This window comes from Allokutzneria oryzae, assembly GCF_042429765.1.
GTDB classification, from domain to species: Bacteria; Actinomycetota; Actinomycetes; order Mycobacteriales; family Pseudonocardiaceae; genus Allokutzneria; species Allokutzneria oryzae.
On sequence record NZ_JBHLZU010000004.1, the window covers coordinates 114,006 to 132,994 of the forward strand.

Genomic DNA, 18,989 nt, shown 5'->3' on the forward strand with positions numbered 1-18,989 from the left:
CGTGCCTGTCTGCTGGATCACAGCTCAGGAGGCCGCGCGCGCCAGCAGCGCCGCGCTCAGCAGCCCGGCCGTCAGGCCGATCTGCCAGTCGCGCGCGCCGCCGGAGGCCAGCGCCTCGCGCACGCCCGCCTCGGAGACCTCCGACGGCGGCTGCCAGCACAGCCTGCGCACCAGCTCCGGCTGGAGCATGTTCTCCACCGGCATCCGCAGCTGCTTGGCGCGCTCGGTCAGCGCGGAGCGCGCCGCCTGCAACCGCGCGGCGGCGGCCGGGTCGCGCTCGGCCCAGCGGTTCGGCGGCGGCGGACCGTCGTGCGGGGGAGAGGGGTCGGGCAGCTCGGACTTGGGCAGCGCCCGCGCCTCGCGCAGCGCGCCCGCCCAGATGTCCACCTGGCGGCGCTGGGCGCGGCCGCGGAACACCGGCAGCCCCAGCAGCTCCCGCTCGCCCGGAGGGTCGTTCAGCGCCGCCTCCACGATCGCGGCGTCCGGCAGCACCCGGCCGGGCGCGATGTCGCGCTGCCGGGCCAGTGCGTCCCTGGCCTGCCACAGCGACCTCGCCGCCGCGTACTGGCGGGGGGAGCGCAGCTTGTGGATGCCGGAGGTGCGGCGCCAGGGCTCGGCGCGCGGGCCGGGCGGAGGCGCGGTGCGCACCGCCTCGAACTCCTCCAGCGCCCAGTCCAGCTTGCCCTGGGAGATGAGCTCCTTCTCCAACCGATTGCGCAGCTCGACGAGGAGCTCGACGTCCAGGGCGGCGTAGGACAGCCACTCCTCGGGCAGCGGCCTGCGGGACCAGTCGGCCGCGCCGTGGCCCTTCTCCAGCCGGTAGCCGAGCAGCCGCTCCACGAGGGCGCCCAGCGCGACCCGCTCGAAGCCGCAGAGGCGGCCGGCCAGCTCGGTGTCGAACAAGCCGCCGGGCCGCAGGTCCAGCTCGGCCAGGCAGGGCAGGTCCTGCGAGGCGGCGTGCAGCACCCAGTCCGCGCCGTTGATCAGCTCGCCGAGCACGGCGATGTCGGAGCCGAGCGGGATCGGGTCGACCAACACCGACCCGGCGCCCTCCCGCCGCAGCTGCACCAGGTAGGCGCGCTGCGAGTAGCGGTAGCCGGAGGCCCGCTCGGTGTCCACGGCGTACGGGCCGTGACCGGTGGCGAGCCGGGCCACCGCGCCGCGCAGGGCGGGCAGCGTTTCCACCACCGGTGGCACCCCCTCCGCCGGTCTGGTGAGCGGCACCGGTTCGGCGGCGGGCGTGTCTGTGTCTGAGAGCGCGGGTGAGCCTGAATCCACGCCGTAAGACCTTAAGCGTCTCCCGCCACCGTCAGCAGCGGGAGACTCAAAGCTCTGTCGGAATTTCTGGGCAGGAGACACCCACGAGTGGACTCCTCCCCTTCGCCCGGGGCGGCCGGACCCGCTGCCGCGCGCAGCGCGTACGTGCTCGCCCTCGGGCGGAAGGTGCCCTGAAAGCCCTGGTGAGAGTGGATGCGGGCAGGAAGAAGAAGCGGGACCTCGCACGCACCGCGCGTACGGTACGAGGTCACGCCCTCGTCCCGCCTGGGCCCGGGCACGTGTTCGTCACGATCACGTGCCCGGCCAGGCGTGTCTTGCCCTCCCCCTCGCCGAGGGGTTCAGCGAATCACGCCGGCCCGCATGGCCAGCGCGACCATCTGTGCTCTGTCACCGGTGCCCAGCTTGCGCCCTATCCGCGACAGGTGAGACTTCACCGTGAGCGCCGACAGGTTGAGTGCCTCGCCGATCTCCTTGTTCGATCGGCCATCGGCAACCAGCTGCAGAACCTCGACCTCACGCGCGGAGAGTTCCCGCGGCGTGTTGTCGGTACCGGGAACCCGGGTGCCGGCCGCGAGGACCGGAGCCACACTGGGATCGGCGTACACGCCGCCCTCGAGGACCCTGCGCACCCCGTCGGTGACCACCATCGGCGAGGCCGACTTCAGCAGGTAGGCCTGTGCGCCTGCCTGGAAGGCGGCCCGTACCGCGTACGGGTCGTCGGAGGATGCCAGGACCACGATTCGAGGCCAGCCCTGGGCACGGAGTTCCGTGACCAGGTCGATGCCACTCCCGTCCGGGAGTCCGAGGTCGAGGATCGCGAGGTCGCACGGACCCGTGGCGAGAGCGCGCGCCCTCGCCTCGGCCACCGATGCGGCCTCGTGCACCGTGCCGGCTCCCATCTGCATGAGTCGGGCCGCGATGGCCTCCCTCAGCAGTGGGTGGTCATCGACCACCAGCACCGAAAACAGCTCTTCCCGCGGGTGCGGGACCATGTTCGCCGGCATGGTGCCGGCTGGCGTGGTTCGAACGGCCTGTCCTAAGCCGACGGCAGCCACGTCACTACCTCCCTGGAGTCGGTCGTGCCCCCCGACCGGCACCGGGACTTTCGACCGATCGGCCGCGCCACCGATCCACCGAAAGTGGTGTCGTCGGAGGCAGCGTAGCCGCCCGAGCGGGTAAGCGGGACGATCAATTGGGTATCTGTCCCGATCGGGTTGTGACTTTGCTGCGCTCTGATCACACGATCGTGGGATACCACGGTGGGTGGTTAACGTCTCGCCGCGATCGAGCGAATACAAGGAGTTGTGGTGCTAACAGACCGGGCCCTGATGAAGTCCAGAGAGGTCCTCCGGGCCGCTCCGATCCTCGACGGGCACAACGACCTGCCGTGGGCCCTTCGCACGATCGCCGGGGGCGACACGCTCGCCGCCGCGGGGGCACTGGACCTCTCCGTCGAGCAGTCCGCCACCCACACCGACATCGCCCGGCTGCGGCGCGGCGGCGTCGGCGCGCAGTTCTGGTCGGTCTACGTCCCCTGCGGATTCACCGGTCACAGCGCGGTCACGGCCGTGCTGGAGCAGATCGAGCTCGTCCACGACCTCGCAGCGAGGTACCCGCGGGACCTCCGCATCGCTCACACCGCCCACGAGGTGGAGACGGCGATGGCCGAGGGAAGGGTTGCATCCCTTCTCGGCGCGGAGGGCGGGCACTGTATCGCGGAATCGCTCGGTGCGCTCCGCGCGCTGTTCAGGCTGGGTGTGCGGTATATGACGCTCACCCACAACGACAACGTCCCGTGGGCCGACTCGGCCACCGACACGCCCGCGGCGGGCGGCCTGACGGACTTCGGCCGCGAGGTGGTCAGGGAGATGAACCGGCTCGGCATGCTGGTCGACCTGTCCCACGTGGCGCCGTCGACCATGCGCGACGCCCTGGACACCTCGGTCGCCCCGGTGATCTTCAGCCACTCCTCCTGCCGCGCGGTCGCCGACCACGTCCGCAACGTGCCCGACGACGTGCTCTCCCGGCTCGCGGGCAACGGCGGCGTCTGCATGGTGACCTTCGTGCCGAAGTTCGTCTCGGAGGAGCGGGCGGCCTGGGACGACGACCTGCGCGCCGAGCTGGAGAAGGCGGGCAAGGACCACCGGGACGCCGCGGTGTGGGCCCAGGGGCTGCGTGAGCGGGCGGAGCGGGTCGCCAGGCCCCCGGTCACCATCGAGACGATCGTCAAGCACGTCGAGCATGCCCGCGAGATCGCCGGGATCGACCACATCGGCCTCGGCGGCGACTACGACGGCGTCGGCGAGCTGCCGGAGGGCCTTGAGGACGTCTCCGGCTACCCGGCGCTGATCGCGGCGCTGCTGGAGCGCGGCTGGAGCGAGCAGGACTGCGCCAAGCTCACCTCCCGCAACGCCCTCCGGGTCCTCCACGACGCCGAGCAGGTCGCGGCGAAGCTCTGACACCCACCCGCCACGTGGCCATTCGCGGGCTTATGGACCTGTTCGGAGCTCCCGATGCGTCCATAAGCCCGCGAATGGCCGGGGGTGGTGGGGGTCAGCAGGTGGCTTTGGGGTGGCCGAAGAGGGTGACGCCCGCGGGCGGGAGGCCCGCGGCGCTGGCGAGCAGCTCGCAGAACGCCTGGCCGTGCGGGACGAGGTGGGGGTCCAGCGCGGTCCAGGAGCCGCGCAGCTCCAGGTCGTGGGTGTGCGTCGGCCCGGCGATGTCGCCGAAGCGGGCCGAGGAGGTCTGGGTGACCGTCCCGCCCAGCGCCGTCCAGCTCGCCCCGCAGCCCTCCAGGGCGTCGGTCAGCCAGGACCAGCCGACCTCGGGCAGCAGCGGGTCGCCGGCGAGCTCGGTGTCCAGCTCGGCCCGGACGAAGACCACCAGCCGCAGCACGCCGTCCCACGCCTGGGCTCCGTCGGGGTCGTGCAGCAGCACCAGCCTGCCGGTGGCCAGCTCGCCCGCCGGGCCGTCGACCTCGGCGCTGAGCGCGTACGCCCAGGGCGCCAGTCGCTGGGGCGGCTTGACCTCGCTGACATCCATCTCGGGCCGCGGCTGCACCGACCGCAGTGCGGCCACCGCCTCCCGGAAAACCTCGGGCTCCGCCGATATCCCGGTCACGGGAGCGACTCTAGGGCGCTGGCCCTCGGGACGGCCGTAGGCCACGCCGAGGTGCGAGCGTGGGACCATAACGGGGCGATGACGAATGCAACCGCGGTCTCCGCCCGCCGAGACCTCTCCCAGGCACCGCTTCTGGTCGCCGCGCGTGGCGGCGCGCCGGCGCACCCGCCCGTCTGGTTCATGCGCCAGGCAGGCCGCTCGCTCCCGGAGTACCGCGAGATCCGCAAGGGCACCGCGATGCTGGAGTCCTGCATGACGCCGGACCTGGTCTGCGAGATCACGATGCAACCGATCCGCAGGCACGGCGTCGACGCGGCGATCCTGTTCAGCGACATCGTGGTGCCGCTGGCCGCCGCGGGCATCGGCGTGGAGATCGTGGCCGGGGTCGGCCCCGTCGTCGCCGACCCGGTGCGCACGGTCGCCGACGTGGCCGCGTTGCCCGAGCTCTCCCTCGACCAGGTCGCCCCGGTCGCCGAGGCCGTGCGGCTGCTGACCGCCGAGCTCGGCCAGACGCCGCTGATCGGGTTCGCGGGCGCGCCGTTCACGCTGGCCTCCTACCTCATCGAGGGCGGGCCCAGCCGCAACCACGAGCGCACCAAGGCGATGATGCACTCCGACCCGCGGACCTGGCACGCGCTGCTGGGCGCGCTGGCGGACATCGCCGCGACGTTCCTGCGGGCGCAGCTGGACGCGGGTGTGGACGCCGTGCAGCTGTTCGACTCGTGGGCGGGCGCGCTCTCCGAGCGGGACTACCGCGAGTTCGTGCTGCCGCACTCCAAGCGGGTGCTGGGCGAGCTGGCCGACGCGGGCGTGCCGCGCGTGCACTTCGGTGTGGGCACCGGCGAGCTGCTGCCCGCGATGCGCGAGGCCGGGGCCGACGTGGTCGGTGTCGACTGGCGCATCCCGCTGGACGAGGCGGTGCGCAGGCTCGTCGCGGCCGATCCGACCGCCCCGGTGCCGGTGGTGCAGGGCAACCTCGACCCCGCGCTGCTGACCGCGGAGTGGAGCGCGCTGGAGCGCGAGGTCCGCCGCATCCACGCCGAGGGCAAGGCGGCCCGCGGGCACATCTTCAACCTGGGCCACGGCGTCCTGCCCGACACCGATCCCACGGTGATCACCCGGGTCGTCGAGCTCATCCACTCGCTGTAGGGGCTTCGTGGTGCGGGTCGGGATCGTTGGCGGCGGCGTCGCGGGGCTGACCGCGGCGCACGAGGTGCGGCGGCAGCTGGGTGACGCGGTGTCGATCACCGTGTTCGACCAGGCCGACCGGGTCGGCGGCAAGCTCCGGACCGTGGAGCTGGCCGGGCGGCGCGTCGACGTCGGCGCCGAGGCGTTCGTCAGCCGCAGGCGCGAGGCGTTCGAGCTGATCGACGAGCTCGGGCTGGGCGGCGAGCTGGTGCACCCCGCCGCCGGGGTCTCGCCCGCCGTGCACGCGGGCGGCCGGACGGTCGGGCTGCCGCCGAGGACGTTCCTGGGCGTGCCGGGCGACCCCTCGAAGCTCGCCGACGTGCTCTCCGCCGAGGCCGCCGCCCTCGCCGCCGCCGAGGCCGCGCTGCCGCCCGTGGAGCTGGGCGACGAGGACGTCTCCGTGGGGCGCCTGCTGGCCGAGCGGTTCGGGCCCGAGGTGGTCCGGAGACTGGTCGAGCCGCTGCTGGGCGGGGTCTACGCGGGCCGCGCCGACGATCTCGGCCTGCGCGCCACGATGGGGCCGCTGGCCGACGCGCTCGACAAGGGCGCCACCTCGATCACCGCCGCCGCCAACGCGGCGATGGGCCCGCCGCCCGCCCCCGGCAGCACGCGGCCGCCGGTGTTCGGCACGCTGCGCGACGGGCTCGGTGGGCTGGTCGACGCCCTCGCCGCCAGCTCCGCCGCCGAGCTTCGCCTCGGCACCACCGTGCGCGCGCTGCACCGCACCGCGCACGGCTGGCGGGTGGAGACCGGTCCGGTGCCGTCGCCGGAGTTCTTCGAGTTCGACGCGGTCGTGGTCGCGGCCCCGAGCCCCGCGGCGCGGAAGCTGTTCGAGCCCATCGCGCCGGTCGCCGCCGCGGGCTACGCGCGGATCGACGTGGCCTCGATGGCCGTGGTCTCGCTGGCGCTGCCGCCGGGGACCGAGCTGCCGCGGACGTCAGGGGCGCTGATCGCGCTCGGCGAGGAGCACGCCGACGGCACACCGTTCACCGCCAAGGCGTTCACCTACTCCAGCCGCAAGTGGGGCCACCTCGGCGGGGACACCGTGCTGCTGCGGGCCTCCGTCGGCCGGTTCGGCGAGGTCGGGGCGTTGCAGCGGGAGGACTCCGAGCTGGTCGCGGCCGTGCTCGCCGATCTCACCGAGCTGTCGGGACTGACGGTGAAGCCGGTGGACGTGGTGGTCCAGCGGTGGGGCGGCGGGCTGCCGCAGTACGGCGTCGGGCACCTGAGCGCGGTGGCCGACATCCGCCGTGCCGTCGCCGAACTGCCCGGCTTGGCCGTGGCGGGGGCCACTCTCGCGGGGGTCGGTGTGCCCGCGTGCGTCCTCACGGGCAGACAAGCCGCGACCCGGGTGGTCGAGCACCTTCGGGCCGGTGCGACCATGGATGCATGGCGCGCCTGAACTACACCGAGCTGAACGACACCATTCGCTACACCATGTGGTCGGTCTTCTCCTTCCCCGCAGGGCAGCTGTCTGGCCACGAGCGGGCGGCCGAGGAGGCTCAGCACTTCTTCGACGCCCTTGAGGACAAGGGCGACGTCGTGGTGCGCGGCGTGTACGACCTCGCGGGCCTGCGCGCCGACGCGGACTTCATGATCTGGTGGCACGCCGAGGAGATCGAGCCGCTCCAGGCCGCCTACACCGACTTCCGCCGCACCATGGTCGGCCGCGTCGCGAAGCCCGTGTGGAGCAACGTGGCGCTGCACCGTCCGGCGGAGTTCAACAAGAGCCACATCCCGGCGTTCCTCGCCGGTGAGGACCCGCGCCGCTACGTGTGCGTCTACCCCTTCGTGCGGTCCTACGAGTGGTACCTGCTGCCCGACGACGAGCGCCGCAAGATGCTCGCCGACCACGGCAAGGAGGCGCGCGACTACCCGGACGTCCGGGCCAACACCGTGGCCTCCTTCGCACTCGGCGACTACGAGTGGATCCTGGCCTTCGAAGCCGACGAGCTGCACCGCATCGTCGACCTCATGCGCCACCTGCGCGGCACCGAGGCGCGGCGGCACGTGCGCGAGGAGATCCCGTTCTACACCGGCACCCGGACGCCGGTTCAGGAACTGGTCCGCAACCTGCCCTGAGTTCGGTGAAGCGCTCCCCGCTCCAACGCGTGCCCGTCGTGGGGCTGGTCCTCGCCGCCCTGGCGGGCTGGTGCGCGCGCCGCAGCTCCCGTCGGCTGTGGCGCGGGATGTTCTGGCTGTTCACCGTGGTGCTCGGCTGGTTCGGCGCCGCGGGCCTGGTGGCGTCGTGGTGGGTGCACGAGGCGTCTGAGCTGCGGCGCTGGCGCTGGCTCTCGGAGCTGCTCCCGTTACGGCTGCGGCACTACCTCGTCGTCGCGCCCAGGGACATGGAGTTCGGTCCCGAGCTGCGCGAGGTCACCGGCCGCGCGCGGGTGACGGTCATGCAGCCGGAGTCGGAGTGGACCGTCCACAAGGGACTCGACGCGGTGCTCGTCGTGTTCGCCGCCGACGACCTGCCCGAGGCCGCCGACCGCGAGCGCTTCTTCGAACAGGCCAGGGCGGCACTGCGCAAGGACGGCAGGGTCGTGCTGGTGGAACAGCATCGCGGCCCGGCCACCACGGCGGTCTTCGGCCCGGTCGCGTGGCGCTTCCCACCGCGCGCGGAGTGGGAGCGCGCCGCGACGGCCGCCGGTCTGCGCCTGGTGGCCGCGCGCAGGGTGACTCCGTTCGTGACCGGTCTGGCGTTCACGCCGCTGCACCACCCGATGCGCTAGGTCGTGTCCTGCAAGCGGTAACACCACCCCCGGGTCCCCGTTTCGCGTTGTGGAGCCTTAACGCGAAATGGGAGCGCTCTTTTGCGCATCAAGGTGACAAAACGCGAAAACCCCGGCCACACCAGCTGGCCCACGCGCGCACCGGGGCGCTGCTGCGGCGCCGTCTCGGGGCTTCGGGACGACTTGCGGGACAGGCGCTAGTTCCTCTTGAAGGAGAACCACTTCCGGCGTCTGCGGGGGCGCTGGAGGTCGCCGCGTTCGTAGAGCCACTCGGTGAAGGACTCGGAGTCCGCTCGGTAGCCGACACCCGTTGGACGCGGGTTTTCCTTGGCGTAGCTGTGAAAGAGCGGCCGGAACCGGTCGCCGAGCGCCTCGGCGAGATCAGGGCGGACCGCAGCCATCACCCTGGTTCGCTTGGCCAGCAACGACCTCGACTGCAAGGCGAGCCGGTCCGCGTCGAAGCCCTCCGGTGCGGTCCCGTCGGAGACCAGCGCGCGCAGCAGCTCCGCCTGAGCGGCCGCGACACGGCGGCGCGCCTCGTTCTCCTCGGTCATCGCGCGGCCTCGACCACCCCGCGGATGCTCGCCAGCTCTCCAGCCAGCTCCGCGTCTGTGGGGTAGGCGTCGTCGCGTTCCAGCAGCACACCCGGCGGCTGGACCCGCGAGCACAGCTCGCCGAGCAGCTCCAGCACCGGCGCGGGCACCGCGTGGGCGTGCGTGTCGTGGTAGACGCCGTGCTCGTCCGCTCCGCCGGCCACGTGCACGTATGCCAGGCGCTCCAACGGGATCACGTCGAGGAACGCCCGCGCGTCCGTGCCGAGGTTGAGCGAGTTGGCGTGCAGGTTCGCCACGTCGATCAGCAGCCAGCAGTCCGTGCGCTCGACCAGCTCAGCCAGGAACTCGCCCTCGGTGAGGTTGGAGTCCGGCCACTCCAGCAGCGCCGCCACGTTCTCCAGCGCCAGCGGCACCGGCAGGGCGGCCTGGGCCTGCGCCACGTTGGCGCACAACACGTCCAGTGCGTCGCGGGTGCGGGGGACCGGCATCAGGTGACCCGCTTCGAGCCCACCGGCGCGGACGAACGCCACGTGGTCGCTGACCAGCGGGGCGCCCACCAGCTCGGCGACCGCGCCCAGGTGCTCGACCTTCGTCAGGTCCAGCGGGTCCGCTCCGCCCAGCGACAGCGACACCGCGTGCGGGATCACCGGCGTGCCGCGTTCCCGGAGCAGGCGCAGGGAGTCGGGGAGGTCGTGCGTGTGCAGGTTCTCCGCGATCGCCTCGACGAAGTCGACTCCCGGCAGGCGTTCCACGGTCAGGTCGATCTCCGGGCGCCAGCCGATGCCGATACCGAGCTCCGGGATGGTGTTCACGAGCCGCCTCCTCCGCCACCGCAACCACCGCCGCCACCGCAGGAGGAGCCACCGCCACCGCCGCAGGAGGACGAGCCCCCACCGCAGGACGAGCCCCCGCAGGACGAGCCGCCGCACGAGTATCCACCCGAGGTGGAGCAGGTGCTGTGCACCATGCCGCTGCCGGACTCCGTCGACGGCACCGAGCCCCTGCGGACCGCGGCCAGCACCTCGTCGTCCGGGCAGGCCGCGATCCCGCCGAACACGACCGCGCCGAGCACGGCGTGCTGGAGCTCCGGCGCGGTGTGCCGCATGCCCAGCGCCCGGTTGCCCGCGACCGTCCGCAGCGGCAGCTTCCAGCGCAGCATCGCGCTCGCGGAGATCAGGCCGATCATCGGCAGCCAGATCAGCTCCGGCGTCTCGGCGACGAACGCCAGCATGACGAACTCGAACAGGTGGATCGCGATCGCGGGGTAGGCCGCCCGACGCGCCAGCTGCGCCTGGTCCACGCCGTTGGCGAGCCCGTCGCGCGCGAGCCGGTCGCGGATCGCGGCGATCTCGGGCGAGCGGTGCAGCCGGTTGCTCAGTCCCCGCAACGACAGCGGGCTCGCGGTGTGCTGGAGCACGAGCGCGTCGACCTCGTCGAATCCGGTCGCGCCGCCGACGGCCTGGAACTGCCCGGTCGTCCTGGACAGCCGCAGCGCCCCCGCCTGGTACAGCCGCATCACCGACGTCTCGACCACCCTGCGCGGTCCGCCGGTGAGGTAGGCGATCTCCAGCGCGGTCAGGGGCAGCTCGCCCCGAGCGTCGCGCCGCTGGATCCGTGAGCGGACCGCAACGACCCAGCCGAGCGCGGCCACCAGGAGCAGCAACATCAGCGCGGAGTTCATCGGTCTCCCCTCCGGTGTGTCCGTTGTGGACCCTTGTGCGACCGCGAACCACCGCGCGGCAAGGAGAAGCTCACACTCCTGAAGGACACAGCGCCCCACTCGTGGTCCTCCCACGAGTGGGGCGCGTGCTCATCGCGGTCGCGGCCGAGTCAGCCGGTGGGACCCGCCCGATGTCCACCCCCAGCAGGGGACATCGTGCTCACCCGCCTCCTCCTCCGCCGCAGCCGCCGCCCCCTCCGCCGCAACCGCCTCCGCCGTCGCTGCTTCCCGAACCACATCCACTCCCGCCACCGAGGCCACCGGCGTAGAAGAACCCGCCTGCGGCACCGTGATCCGCGTAGGAAGCGGTGCGACCACGACGAACTAGACGTTGCGAACGCGCTTTTGGTTCACCCTTGATCGCGGAGATTCTGGTCGCCTGGTCCGGGTAGGCGGAGAATCCGCGCAGTGCGATCGGTCCCAGCTGCGGGTGGCGCAGCGCGGCGGTGTGCAGGCCGGGCACGTCCACCGCGGTGTCGGGCGCCGTGACGACCTGTGTCGCGGCGTTGGTCAGCCGCGCGCCCGTGCTGGTCAGCGCGGGCAGCCGCCACGCGCGCAGCAGCACGGCGAGCAGACCCGTCAGCAGGAGCAGCAGTGTGAGGTAGCCGATCGGGTAGCCGCCGAACAGTCCGGTGAACCACCGCAGCACACCGACGGCCCCGAGCAGGAGCAGCGGGATGACGCCCTTGCGGCTGCGCGCGGTCGCGTCGAGGTCGGTGACCAGGCCCGCCTGCACGACGCGGTCGCGCACCGCGCGCACGCTCTTGTGGTTCTCCAGCCAGCGGCCCAGCCGGGCGGCAGGGACCGGCGTCGCACCCTCGGTGGAGGACAGCACGGCCGCGTCCACCGGGTGCTCCGCCCGCGCGCCTTCGACGGCCTTCACCCCGCCCGCTGTGCGCGACGTGCGCAGCTTGTTCCCCAGCAGCAGCCGGGACATCGCCAGCTCGACCACGCGTTCGCCGCCCCCGGTGAGGTAGGCGAGCTCGTCAAGACCGACCGGCTCGGCGGAACCGGAGCGCGCCCCCCGGCGCACCCGCAGGCGCACCACGAGCGCCCAGACCACAGCGATCGCGAGTGCCGCTCCGTACAGCGCCAGGAAACCCGGCCCCGAAATGCCCCACGGTTCGTTCATCGCCACCCCCCAACCTCGCGAAGGAAGCAATATCGTGCGAGCTGGGTCACACCGGCTCAAAGTCTTTTGAGCAAGGCTTAGGGCAGCTTTAGGCAGGGGTTGAGCTAGGGGGTCTCGTCCGGCACCAGGCGCAGGCTGATCGAGTTGATGCAGTACCGCTGGTCGGTCGGCGTCGGGAAACCCTCACCCTCGAACACGTGGCCGAGGTGGCTGTGGCACCGCGCGCACAGTACCTCCACCCGGACCATGCCCATGCTCCGGTCCTCGCGCAGGATCACCCGGTCCCCGGCCAGCGGCGAGAAGAACGACGGCCAGCCGCAGTGCGACTCGAACTTGGTGTCGCTGCGGAACAGCTCAGCCCCGCAGGCGCGGCACTCGTAGACGCCCTTGGTCTTGGTTTCGGTGTACTCGCCGCGCCACGCCGGTTCGGTGCCCGCCTGGCGCAGCACCGCGTACTCGGCGGGGGTCAGCTGCTCCCGCCACTCCTGCTCTGACTTGACCACCTCGGCCGGTTCCATGACGCCACGGTAACCCTGTTCCGCCTCAGAGCAGGCCGAGCACCTCGATCAGGGTGAGCAGCGCGACCACGGCCGCGCTGAGCAGGGCCAGGATGACCGCCCAGCTGACGATGACCACGGAGAGCCTGCGGTGGCCCTCGCGCCGGTTGGCGGCCTCGGCGAAGTCTCCGACCTGGGTGAGGTAGCCCTCCACCGTGTAGGGCTTGGGCACCTTCTGCACCCGGTCCAGGTGCTCGGCGAAGGCCTGGGTCTCCGGGTCGTCCGGGTCGAGCCCGATGAGATCGTCCCGGAAGCGCCCCTGCGGCCCCTCGGGGTCGACGGGCTCCTGGTCACCGTGCTCCTGGCGGCGCATGACATCCACGGTACTGGGCGCGATGTGACGTTCTTGGCACGAAGGGGTCGCTTGACAGTGAAGCGGGCCGCCGACTGAACTGTTGACAGTCGCCGGTAGGAGCGGAGAGCCGCACGTGTCCCTCGACAACCCCCTGCACGTCAGCCTTGCCGAACGCACCCTCCAGGTCCTGCGTGAGCTCGTGCTCACCGGCGAGATCCCGCCGGGCGCGCGGGTCAACGAGGTCGAGCTCGCCACCCGCTTCGGCATCAGCCGCGGCCCGGTCCGCGAGGCCATCCGGCACCTGACCAGCGAAGGGCTGCTGGTGCTCCGGACCAACCGGGGCGCGTACGTGCCCAAGGCCGACGCGGGCCAGGTCCACGCGCTCTTCGAGCTGCGCGTCGCCCTGGAGGGCGAGGCGTCCCGCTTCGCGGCGCTCCGCCGCACCGACGACGACATCGCCGAACTGCGCCGCCGCAGCGCCAACGCGCGGGAGGCCTTCGAGGCCGGGCGGCGGTTCCCCTACCGGCTCGACCTGGACTTCCACGGCGCGCTGCTCCAGGCCGCGCGCAGCCCGTTGATCACCGCCCAGGTGCACCTGGTGCAGCAGCAGGTGATCCTGCTGCGCACGACGACACCGGTGGACCCGATGCACTCGCTGGCCTCGCTCGACGACCACGACCGCCTGGTCGAGGCGGTGGAGGCCGCCGACCCGGAACGCGCCGCCGAGGCCATGCGGGTCCACCTGCATCGCGTCCGTGACCAGCTGTTGACCTATCTCGAACCGTCGGAACAGGCGTTCTTGGGCTGAGTGGGTGGTGACGGCGGCTTCGCCGAGCGCACCGGCCACTTCGGACCAACACTGATGCTCCCTGCTCCGGGGAGGTCCTCATGCGCCGCCTGTACGCCCTGCTCGCCGCCTGTGCGTTGGCCCTGGTCGCGCCGGTTCCGGCGAGCGCCGCCGCCGAGCCGCACTGCCAGCCCTTCCAGCGGACCGTGCCGGTGGTGCTCGGCAAGGCGCTGCTGAGCGGGACGTTGTGCCGCCCCGACTTCGCGAGCACGGTCGTGGTGATGGTCCCCGGCGCCACCTACAACCACGCCTACTGGGACTTCCCGTACCAGCCGGAGCTGTACTCCTTCCGCCGCGCGATGAACGCGGCGGGCTACGCGACGGCCGTGATCGACCGGCTGGGCACGGGGGAGAGCTCCCGGCCGCTCGGCGCGCAGGTCACCACGCCGATCCAGGCGGGGGCCGTGCACGAGGTGGTGAAGGCGCTGCGCGCCGCGGAGATCGACGGAACGGCGTTTGACAGGGTGATCGTCGCTGGTCACGCGCTGGGTGCCACGATCGCGATCACCGCGACCGCGACTCACGGCGACGTGGACGCCCTGCTGGTCACCGGGCTCGCGCACAAGGCCAACGCCGAGCCGCTCGCCGAGCTGGTCGCCGGGCTGGTGCCCGCGGCGAAGGACGCCCTGCTCGGCCCGCGCGGCTACGACCCGACCTACCTGACCACCAAGACCGGGCTGCGCGGTCAGCTCTTCCACGCGCCGGGCACGGTCGACCCGGAGGTCGTCAAGACCGACGAGAGCACCAAGGACGTCGTGCTGCCGACGGAGGCCGCGGACGCCGTGGGGCTCTCGCTGGTGGCACCGCAGTCCGCCCGGGTGAACGTCCCGGTGCTGACCGCGCTCGGCGGCTCGGACCGGTTCATGTGCGGTGACTGCACGGACCTGGCGGCGTCAGAGCGCGTCTTCTACGCCGCTTCGCCTTGTGTGCAGGGCTATGTGCTCCCCGGAGCGGGGCACGCGCTGAACCTGCACCCCAGGACCGCCGAGTTCCAGCGGGCCGCCCTGACGTGGGTCGCGAAGGTGGTCGCGGGGCCGTTGGCGTGCTGATGTCAGTGGTCGTGCTTACGATCGCCCGGTGGCCAAGCAACAGCCCTGGGAAGTGCGGGTAGGCGAGCGAGCGGTGCGGGTGTCCAGCCCGGACAAGATCTACTTTCCCGAGCGCGGGATCACCAAGCGCCAGGTCGCGGAGTACTACCTCGCCGTGGCCGACCCGCTGCTGAAGGTGCTGCGCGACCGGCCGACCACGCTCAAGCGTTATCTGGACGGCGTGACCGGCGAGTTCTTCTACGCGAAGCGGGTGCCGAAGGGCGCGCCGGACTGGGTGGAGCCGGTGCGGATCACCTTCCCGTCCGGTCGCGCCGCCGAGGAGATCTGTCCCACCGAGCCCGCGGTGATCGTGTGGGCGGCCAACCTTGGCACCTTCGACTTCCACCCGTGGCCGGTCCGCAGGCCCGCCGTCGACCACCCGGACGAGCTGCGCATCGACCTCGACCCCCAGCCGGGCACGGACTTCGCCGACGCGGTCCGGGTGGCGGGCGTGCTGCGCGAGGTGCTGGCCGACGCGGGCCTGACCGGCTACCCGAAGACCTCGGGCGGGCGTGGCATCCACGTGCTGGTGCGGATCCGCCCGGAGTGGGACTTCATCGCGGTGCGGCACGCGGTGATCGCGATCGCCCGCGAGGTGGAGCGCCGGATGCCCTCGCTCGCGACGGTGTCGTGGTGGAAGGAGGAACGCGGGGAGCGCGTGTTCCTCGACTACAACCAGGCGGCCCGCGACCGCACGGTCGCCTCGGCGTGGTCGGTGCGCGGCACACCGCGCGCGACGGTCTCGATGCCGCTGACGTGGGACGACCTGTCCACTGTGGACCCCAATGACTTCGACGTCCTCACGGTTCCGGGGCTCCTGGCTTCGCGGGGAGACGCGCACGCGTCGATCGACGCGGAGTCGTTCGGGATCGAGACGGCGCTGGAGTGGTACGACCGCGACGCGCGACGAGGCCAGGGAGAGATGCCCTATCCGCCGGACTACCCCAAGATGCCGGGGGAGCCGAAGCGAGTGCAGCCGTCGAAGGCCCGCGCGGAGGACTGACCTGTTCGTTGTCCTGCTCTGGCCACAAACGGACACATCGGTGGGGCAGGGGCGAGCGTTCTCCCTACGGTGAGGCGAACCGACTCGGGGAGCCTCCAATGTCCAGTGGTGTCAACCGTCGCGAGTTCCTGGTCACGTCGGCGATCGGCGCGGGTGCGCTTGCCTTGCCCCTGTCCGGCACAGCCGCTGGTGCCCCGCAGCCCGGTGGTTCGTCGCCGCTCCGGATCGACCGTCTGACGGTTGAGTACGCCGAGGACCTGCTCGGCTGCGACGTCGCGAAACCACGGTTCGGCTGGGTGCTGAGCGCGGAGGGCAACGGCACGCGGCAGACCGCCTACCAGGTCGTCGTGAGCACCGCGCCGGGCGGACGAAACGTCGTGTGGGACTCGAACCGGATCGCCTCGTCGAGCTCGGTCGGTGTTGGGTACGAAGGCCCCGCCCTGCGGTCGCGGACCAGGTACTACTGGCGCGTCCGGGTGTGGGACGGCAACGGTGTGGCCACGTCGTGGAGCGGGGACGCCTGGTGGGAGACCGCGTTGCTCGGCGAGTCGTGGGGTGCTTCGTGGATCGGCACCGTGACTCCGGAGCCACTGCCCACTGTGGACGGTGCATCGTGGGTCGGAGCTCCCGGCTGGACGACCAACAGCGCTCCCGCAGGGCGGTTCTGGTTCCGGGGAGCAGTGGCTCTGCCAGTTGGCAAGGAGATCGCCCGCGCTGTTGTGGTCGCTACGGCCGACGACGATTTCACCCTGTACGTCGGCGGTGTGCAGGTTCTCTCGACTCCGCAGCAGACCGATGGGTGGAAGACCGCACGTGCCGCAGTGGTGACCGAAGCGGTCACGGGCCCGCGCGTCGTGTTGGCCTCGGTGATGAACAATCGTGGCACCGGGCAAGGGAATCCTGGCGGACTGCTGGTGAAGCTGGTGGTGTCCTTCACCGACGGTTCGCGCACCGAGTTCGTGACCGGTTCGGGTTGGCGAGTCAGTGCTACAGAGCAAAGTGGTTGGGAGACAACGGGCTTCGACGACAGCACTTGGGAATCGGCAATCGTGCTCGCGCCGTACGGCGGAGGGTTGTGGGGGAACAACGTCTCTGTCGCTACGCCTGAGCGGCCCGCTCCCGTGCTGAGGCGCGAGTTCAGCGTGTCCAAGCCCGTTGTCCGCGCTCGGCTCTACATCGCCGGTCTTGCGTACTACGACGCGCAGCTCAACGGCTCGAAGGTCGGCAACCAGGTGCTTGATCCGGGATTCACCGACTACGACAAGACCGTCCTGTATGCGGTGCATGACGTCGGAGCTTCGCTGCGCCGGGGGAAGAACACCATCGACGTGACCCTCGGCCGAGGGTTCTACGGCATGACAACGCCGAACGTGTGGGGATGGCACCGGCCGAAGTGGCGCGGCGAGCCCCGGTTGCTGGCGAAGCTCGTCGTCGACCACCCGGACGGCTCGGCGACGACGATCGCCACCGATCAGTCCTGGCTTGTCGCGGACGGGCCGACGGTCACGAACTCCTTGTACTCCGGGGAAACCTACGACGCCCGCGTCACGCCGAGCGAGTGGAAGCCGGTGAGCGTGGTGGCTGCCCCGAAGGGGCGACTGCGCGCCCAGCCGAACGAACCGATCCGTGTGGTCGACACGATCACGCCAACTCGGGTGAGCGAGCTGAAGCCCGGTGTGCACGTGGTCGACATGGGCCGCACCATGGCCGGCTGGACCAGGATCACCGTGCGCGCGGCAGCCGGAACGAAGATCACCCTGGTGCACGGCGAGCGGTTGAACGCCGACGGCAGCGTCCGCTTCGAGAACGGGCACGTCCAGGTTCCCCGGCACCAGCAGGACGAGTACATCTGTTCCGGCCGAGGTACCGAGACCTGGGAACCGCGCTTCTCCTACAAGGGTTTCCGCTACGTCCAGATCACCGGAGCGCGCCCGGTGGAGGTGCGCGGCCGCCTGGTGCACAGCGATGTGCCGGAGGTCAGCACCTTCCGCTGCTCGAAGCCCTACTTCGAGCAGCTCGACCGCATGATGCGCCGGACGATCCTGAACAACCTGCACAGCATCCCGACGGACACGCCGATGTACGAGAAGAACGGCTGGACCGGCGACGCCCAGGTCGGCGCGCCGACGATGGCCTACGCGTTCGGGATGCAGAGGTTCTTCACCAAGTGGATCGGCGACCTCGTGGACAGCCAGAACGCGGCGGGCCAGCTGCCGGTGATCGTGCCGAGCGGAGGATGGGGCTACCGGGAGCTGGCTCCGTCCCCGGAGTGGACGACCGTTTTTCCCTTCCTGGTGCGGGAAATGTACCGCTGGTACGGCGACTCGCGGTTGGCGGCGGACTGCTGGCCGGTCCTGGTGCGCTACATGGACTGGGAGATCGCCCGGATGGTCAACGGCCTGGTGGAGACCGCGCTCGGCGACTACCTCGCGCCGGACGCGCCCGGCGGGGTTCCGGACGAGGACACCAGGATCACCGCGACCGCGTTCTTCTACCGCGCGTTGCTCGCGGTCGCGGAGCTGGGAGAACTCCTGGGACACAAGGAGACGGCCGCTCGCTACCGTGGTGTGGCCAGCGCGGCGAAGGACAAGATGAATGAGACCTTCCTGCGTGACGGGCACTACCGGGCGGCCAAGGACAAGGGGTACCGGCAGACGTCGAACGCGGTCCCGTTGGCGTTCGGCATGGTTCCGCCCGGAGCCGTCAAGTCCGTTGTGGACAGTCTGGTCGCCGACATCCGAGCGCGAGGTGATCACCTCAACACCGGGACGCTGGGGACGAGTGTGCTCCTGCCCGTGCTGACCGCGCACGGGTATCCGGACGTGGCCAATGCGCTTGCTGTGCAACACACCTACCCGAGTTGGGGATACTGGGTGCGTGAAGGCGCGGACACCATGTGGGAGATGTGGCACGCCGACTCGCGCTCGCGTGACCACTATTTCCAGGGAACCGTGACGCAGTGGCTCTACGAGAACGTCGCCGGGTTGCGGCCGCTCGATGGTGGCTACGAGCGGTTTGTGGTGAAGCCCGACATGCAGGTCGATCTCGACTGGGCTCAGACTTCGATTGAGACCGTGCGGGGGAGGGTTTTCGTGGGGTGGTCCCGGATTGATCGGCGGGTGCGGGTTGAGGTCGTCGTTCCCGTTGGTGCCACCGCTGAGGTTCACGTTCCCGGTGGCGGTGTTCATGTTGTGGGGCATGGGAAGTGGCAGTTCGTCGAGTAGTGGTGGGTTGGGCATTGCGGTGTGAGGGGGTTCGGTCGGACGTTGTGGAGGGGGCGTTGGGGCTGGCGTTGTTGGGTGAGGGGTGTCGTTCGGGCGTTGCTGGGCGAGGGGTTTCGTTGGGGTGTTCCCCGTCCTTCCAGCGCGCTGAGCATGGGTTCGGGCGGGGTTCCTGCCCCAGCTACCGTTGCGTGCCCCTGACGTCCGAAGCCCGTTGAGCATCCTCCCGTCCTCCCAGCAACCCGTTACGT

Annotated in this window: 18 protein-coding genes; 9 read left to right on the top strand and 9 right to left on the bottom strand. The window is 71.3% G+C overall.

The window, feature by feature from the left end; genetic code table 11:
- Positions 1 to 24 precede the first annotated feature (24 nt).
- Both ACFFQA_RS05160 and ACFFQA_RS05165 read right to left on the bottom strand, forming a co-directional pair.
- Positions 25 to 1,278, bottom strand: a complete 1,254-nt coding sequence (locus tag ACFFQA_RS05160; RefSeq protein ID WP_377850454.1) for an HRDC domain-containing protein — start codon at positions 1,276 to 1,278, stop codon at positions 25 to 27.
- Positions 1,279 to 1,616: 338 nt separating this feature from the next.
- Entirely contained in the window at positions 1,617 to 2,282 is a 666-nt protein-coding gene (locus ACFFQA_RS05165) for a response regulator (protein WP_172806562.1), read from the bottom strand.
- A gap of 324 nt (positions 2,283 to 2,606) precedes the next feature.
- Between ACFFQA_RS05165 and ACFFQA_RS05170 the strand changes: the two genes are divergently transcribed.
- Positions 2,607 to 3,737: a dipeptidase gene (locus tag ACFFQA_RS05170; protein WP_377850492.1), complete on the top strand. Its 1,131-nt coding sequence runs from the start codon at positions 2,607 to 2,609 to the stop codon at positions 3,735 to 3,737.
- A gap of 94 nt (positions 3,738 to 3,831) precedes the next feature.
- Here ACFFQA_RS05170 and ACFFQA_RS05175 read toward each other — a convergent pair whose 3' ends face one another.
- Complete coding sequence (locus ACFFQA_RS05175) at positions 3,832 to 4,389, bottom strand: DUF3000 domain-containing protein (protein ID WP_377850493.1); 558 nt, start codon at positions 4,387 to 4,389, stop codon at positions 3,832 to 3,834.
- Between the two features lie 87 nt (positions 4,390 to 4,476).
- On the opposite strand from ACFFQA_RS05175, the gene hemE reads away from it, so the two are divergent.
- The 4 genes from hemE to ACFFQA_RS05195 are packed head-to-tail and all read left to right on the top strand — an operon-like array spanning position 4,477 to position 8,321.
- The gene (gene hemE / locus ACFFQA_RS05180) at positions 4,477 to 5,547 is read left to right on the top strand and encodes a uroporphyrinogen decarboxylase (RefSeq protein ID WP_377850455.1); all 1,071 of its coding nucleotides are present in this window, start codon (positions 4,477 to 4,479) and stop codon (positions 5,545 to 5,547) included.
- A gap of 7 nt (positions 5,548 to 5,554) precedes the next feature.
- Complete coding sequence (hemG, locus tag ACFFQA_RS05185) at positions 5,555 to 6,988, top strand: protoporphyrinogen oxidase (protein WP_377850456.1); 1,434 nt, start codon at positions 5,555 to 5,557, stop codon at positions 6,986 to 6,988.
- Positions 6,976 to 7,668 carry a hydrogen peroxide-dependent heme synthase gene (gene hemQ / locus ACFFQA_RS05190; protein ID WP_377850457.1) on the top strand — a complete coding sequence of 231 codons (693 nt, stop codon included), beginning with the start codon at positions 6,976 to 6,978 and terminating at the stop codon, positions 7,666 to 7,668. The genes hemG and hemQ overlap by 13 nt, the downstream gene beginning before the upstream one ends.
- A 5-nt stretch (positions 7,669 to 7,673) precedes the next feature.
- On the top strand, positions 7,674 to 8,321 hold the full coding sequence (locus ACFFQA_RS05195) for a hypothetical protein (RefSeq protein ID WP_377850458.1): 648 nt from the start codon (positions 7,674 to 7,676) through the stop codon (positions 8,319 to 8,321).
- Between the two features lie 197 nt (positions 8,322 to 8,518).
- Here the strand turns inward: ACFFQA_RS05195 and ACFFQA_RS05200 are convergent, their stop codons facing one another.
- The 6 genes from ACFFQA_RS05200 to ACFFQA_RS05225 all read right to left on the bottom strand — a co-directional run bounded on the left by ACFFQA_RS05200 (position 8,519) and on the right by ACFFQA_RS05225 (position 12,597).
- Positions 8,519 to 8,875 (bottom strand): SCO6045 C-terminal-like domain-containing protein, encoded by a 357-nt coding sequence (locus tag ACFFQA_RS05200; protein WP_377850459.1) that lies wholly within the window; start codon positions 8,873 to 8,875, stop codon positions 8,519 to 8,521.
- On the bottom strand, positions 8,872 to 9,678 hold the full coding sequence (locus ACFFQA_RS05205; protein ID WP_377850494.1) for an MbnB/TglH/ChrH family RiPP precursor modification enzyme: 807 nt from the start codon (positions 9,676 to 9,678) through the stop codon (positions 8,872 to 8,874). The genes ACFFQA_RS05200 and ACFFQA_RS05205 overlap by 4 nt, the downstream gene beginning before the upstream one ends.
- 5 nt (positions 9,679 to 9,683) lie before the next feature.
- Positions 9,684 to 10,556, bottom strand: a complete 873-nt coding sequence (locus ACFFQA_RS05210) for a TIGR04222 domain-containing membrane protein (RefSeq protein WP_377850460.1) — start codon at positions 10,554 to 10,556, stop codon at positions 9,684 to 9,686.
- 199 nt (positions 10,557 to 10,755) lie between these two features.
- Positions 10,756 to 11,727 carry a TIGR04222 domain-containing membrane protein gene (locus ACFFQA_RS05215; RefSeq protein ID WP_377850461.1) on the bottom strand — a complete coding sequence of 324 codons (972 nt, stop codon included), beginning with the start codon at positions 11,725 to 11,727 and terminating at the stop codon, positions 10,756 to 10,758.
- A gap of 104 nt (positions 11,728 to 11,831) precedes the next feature.
- Positions 11,832 to 12,245, bottom strand: coding sequence for a peptide-methionine (R)-S-oxide reductase MsrB (gene msrB, locus ACFFQA_RS05220; protein WP_377850462.1), 414 nt, complete (start codon positions 12,243 to 12,245; stop codon positions 11,832 to 11,834).
- Between the two features lie 25 nt (positions 12,246 to 12,270).
- The gene (locus ACFFQA_RS05225; protein WP_377850463.1) at positions 12,271 to 12,597 is read right to left on the bottom strand and encodes a hypothetical protein; all 327 of its coding nucleotides are present in this window, start codon (positions 12,595 to 12,597) and stop codon (positions 12,271 to 12,273) included.
- 115 nt (positions 12,598 to 12,712) lie between these two features.
- On the opposite strand from ACFFQA_RS05225, the gene ACFFQA_RS05230 reads away from it, so the two are divergent.
- The 4 genes from ACFFQA_RS05230 (at position 12,713) to ACFFQA_RS05245 (ending at position 18,741) form a co-directional block, all read left to right on the top strand.
- A complete protein-coding gene (locus ACFFQA_RS05230; RefSeq protein WP_377850464.1) occupies positions 12,713 to 13,387 on the top strand; it encodes a GntR family transcriptional regulator in 675 nt (224 codons plus the stop codon).
- Positions 13,388 to 13,467: 80 nt separating this feature from the next.
- Positions 13,468 to 14,475, top strand: a complete 1,008-nt coding sequence (locus ACFFQA_RS05235; protein WP_377850465.1) for an alpha/beta hydrolase — start codon at positions 13,468 to 13,470, stop codon at positions 14,473 to 14,475.
- A gap of 28 nt (positions 14,476 to 14,503) precedes the next feature.
- Complete coding sequence (gene ligD, locus ACFFQA_RS05240) at positions 14,504 to 15,517, top strand: non-homologous end-joining DNA ligase (protein ID WP_377850466.1); 1,014 nt, start codon at positions 14,504 to 14,506, stop codon at positions 15,515 to 15,517.
- A gap of 98 nt (positions 15,518 to 15,615) precedes the next feature.
- Positions 15,616 to 18,741, top strand: coding sequence for a family 78 glycoside hydrolase catalytic domain (locus ACFFQA_RS05245; RefSeq protein WP_377850467.1), 3,126 nt, complete (start codon positions 15,616 to 15,618; stop codon positions 18,739 to 18,741).
- Positions 18,742 to 18,989 lie beyond the last annotated feature (248 nt).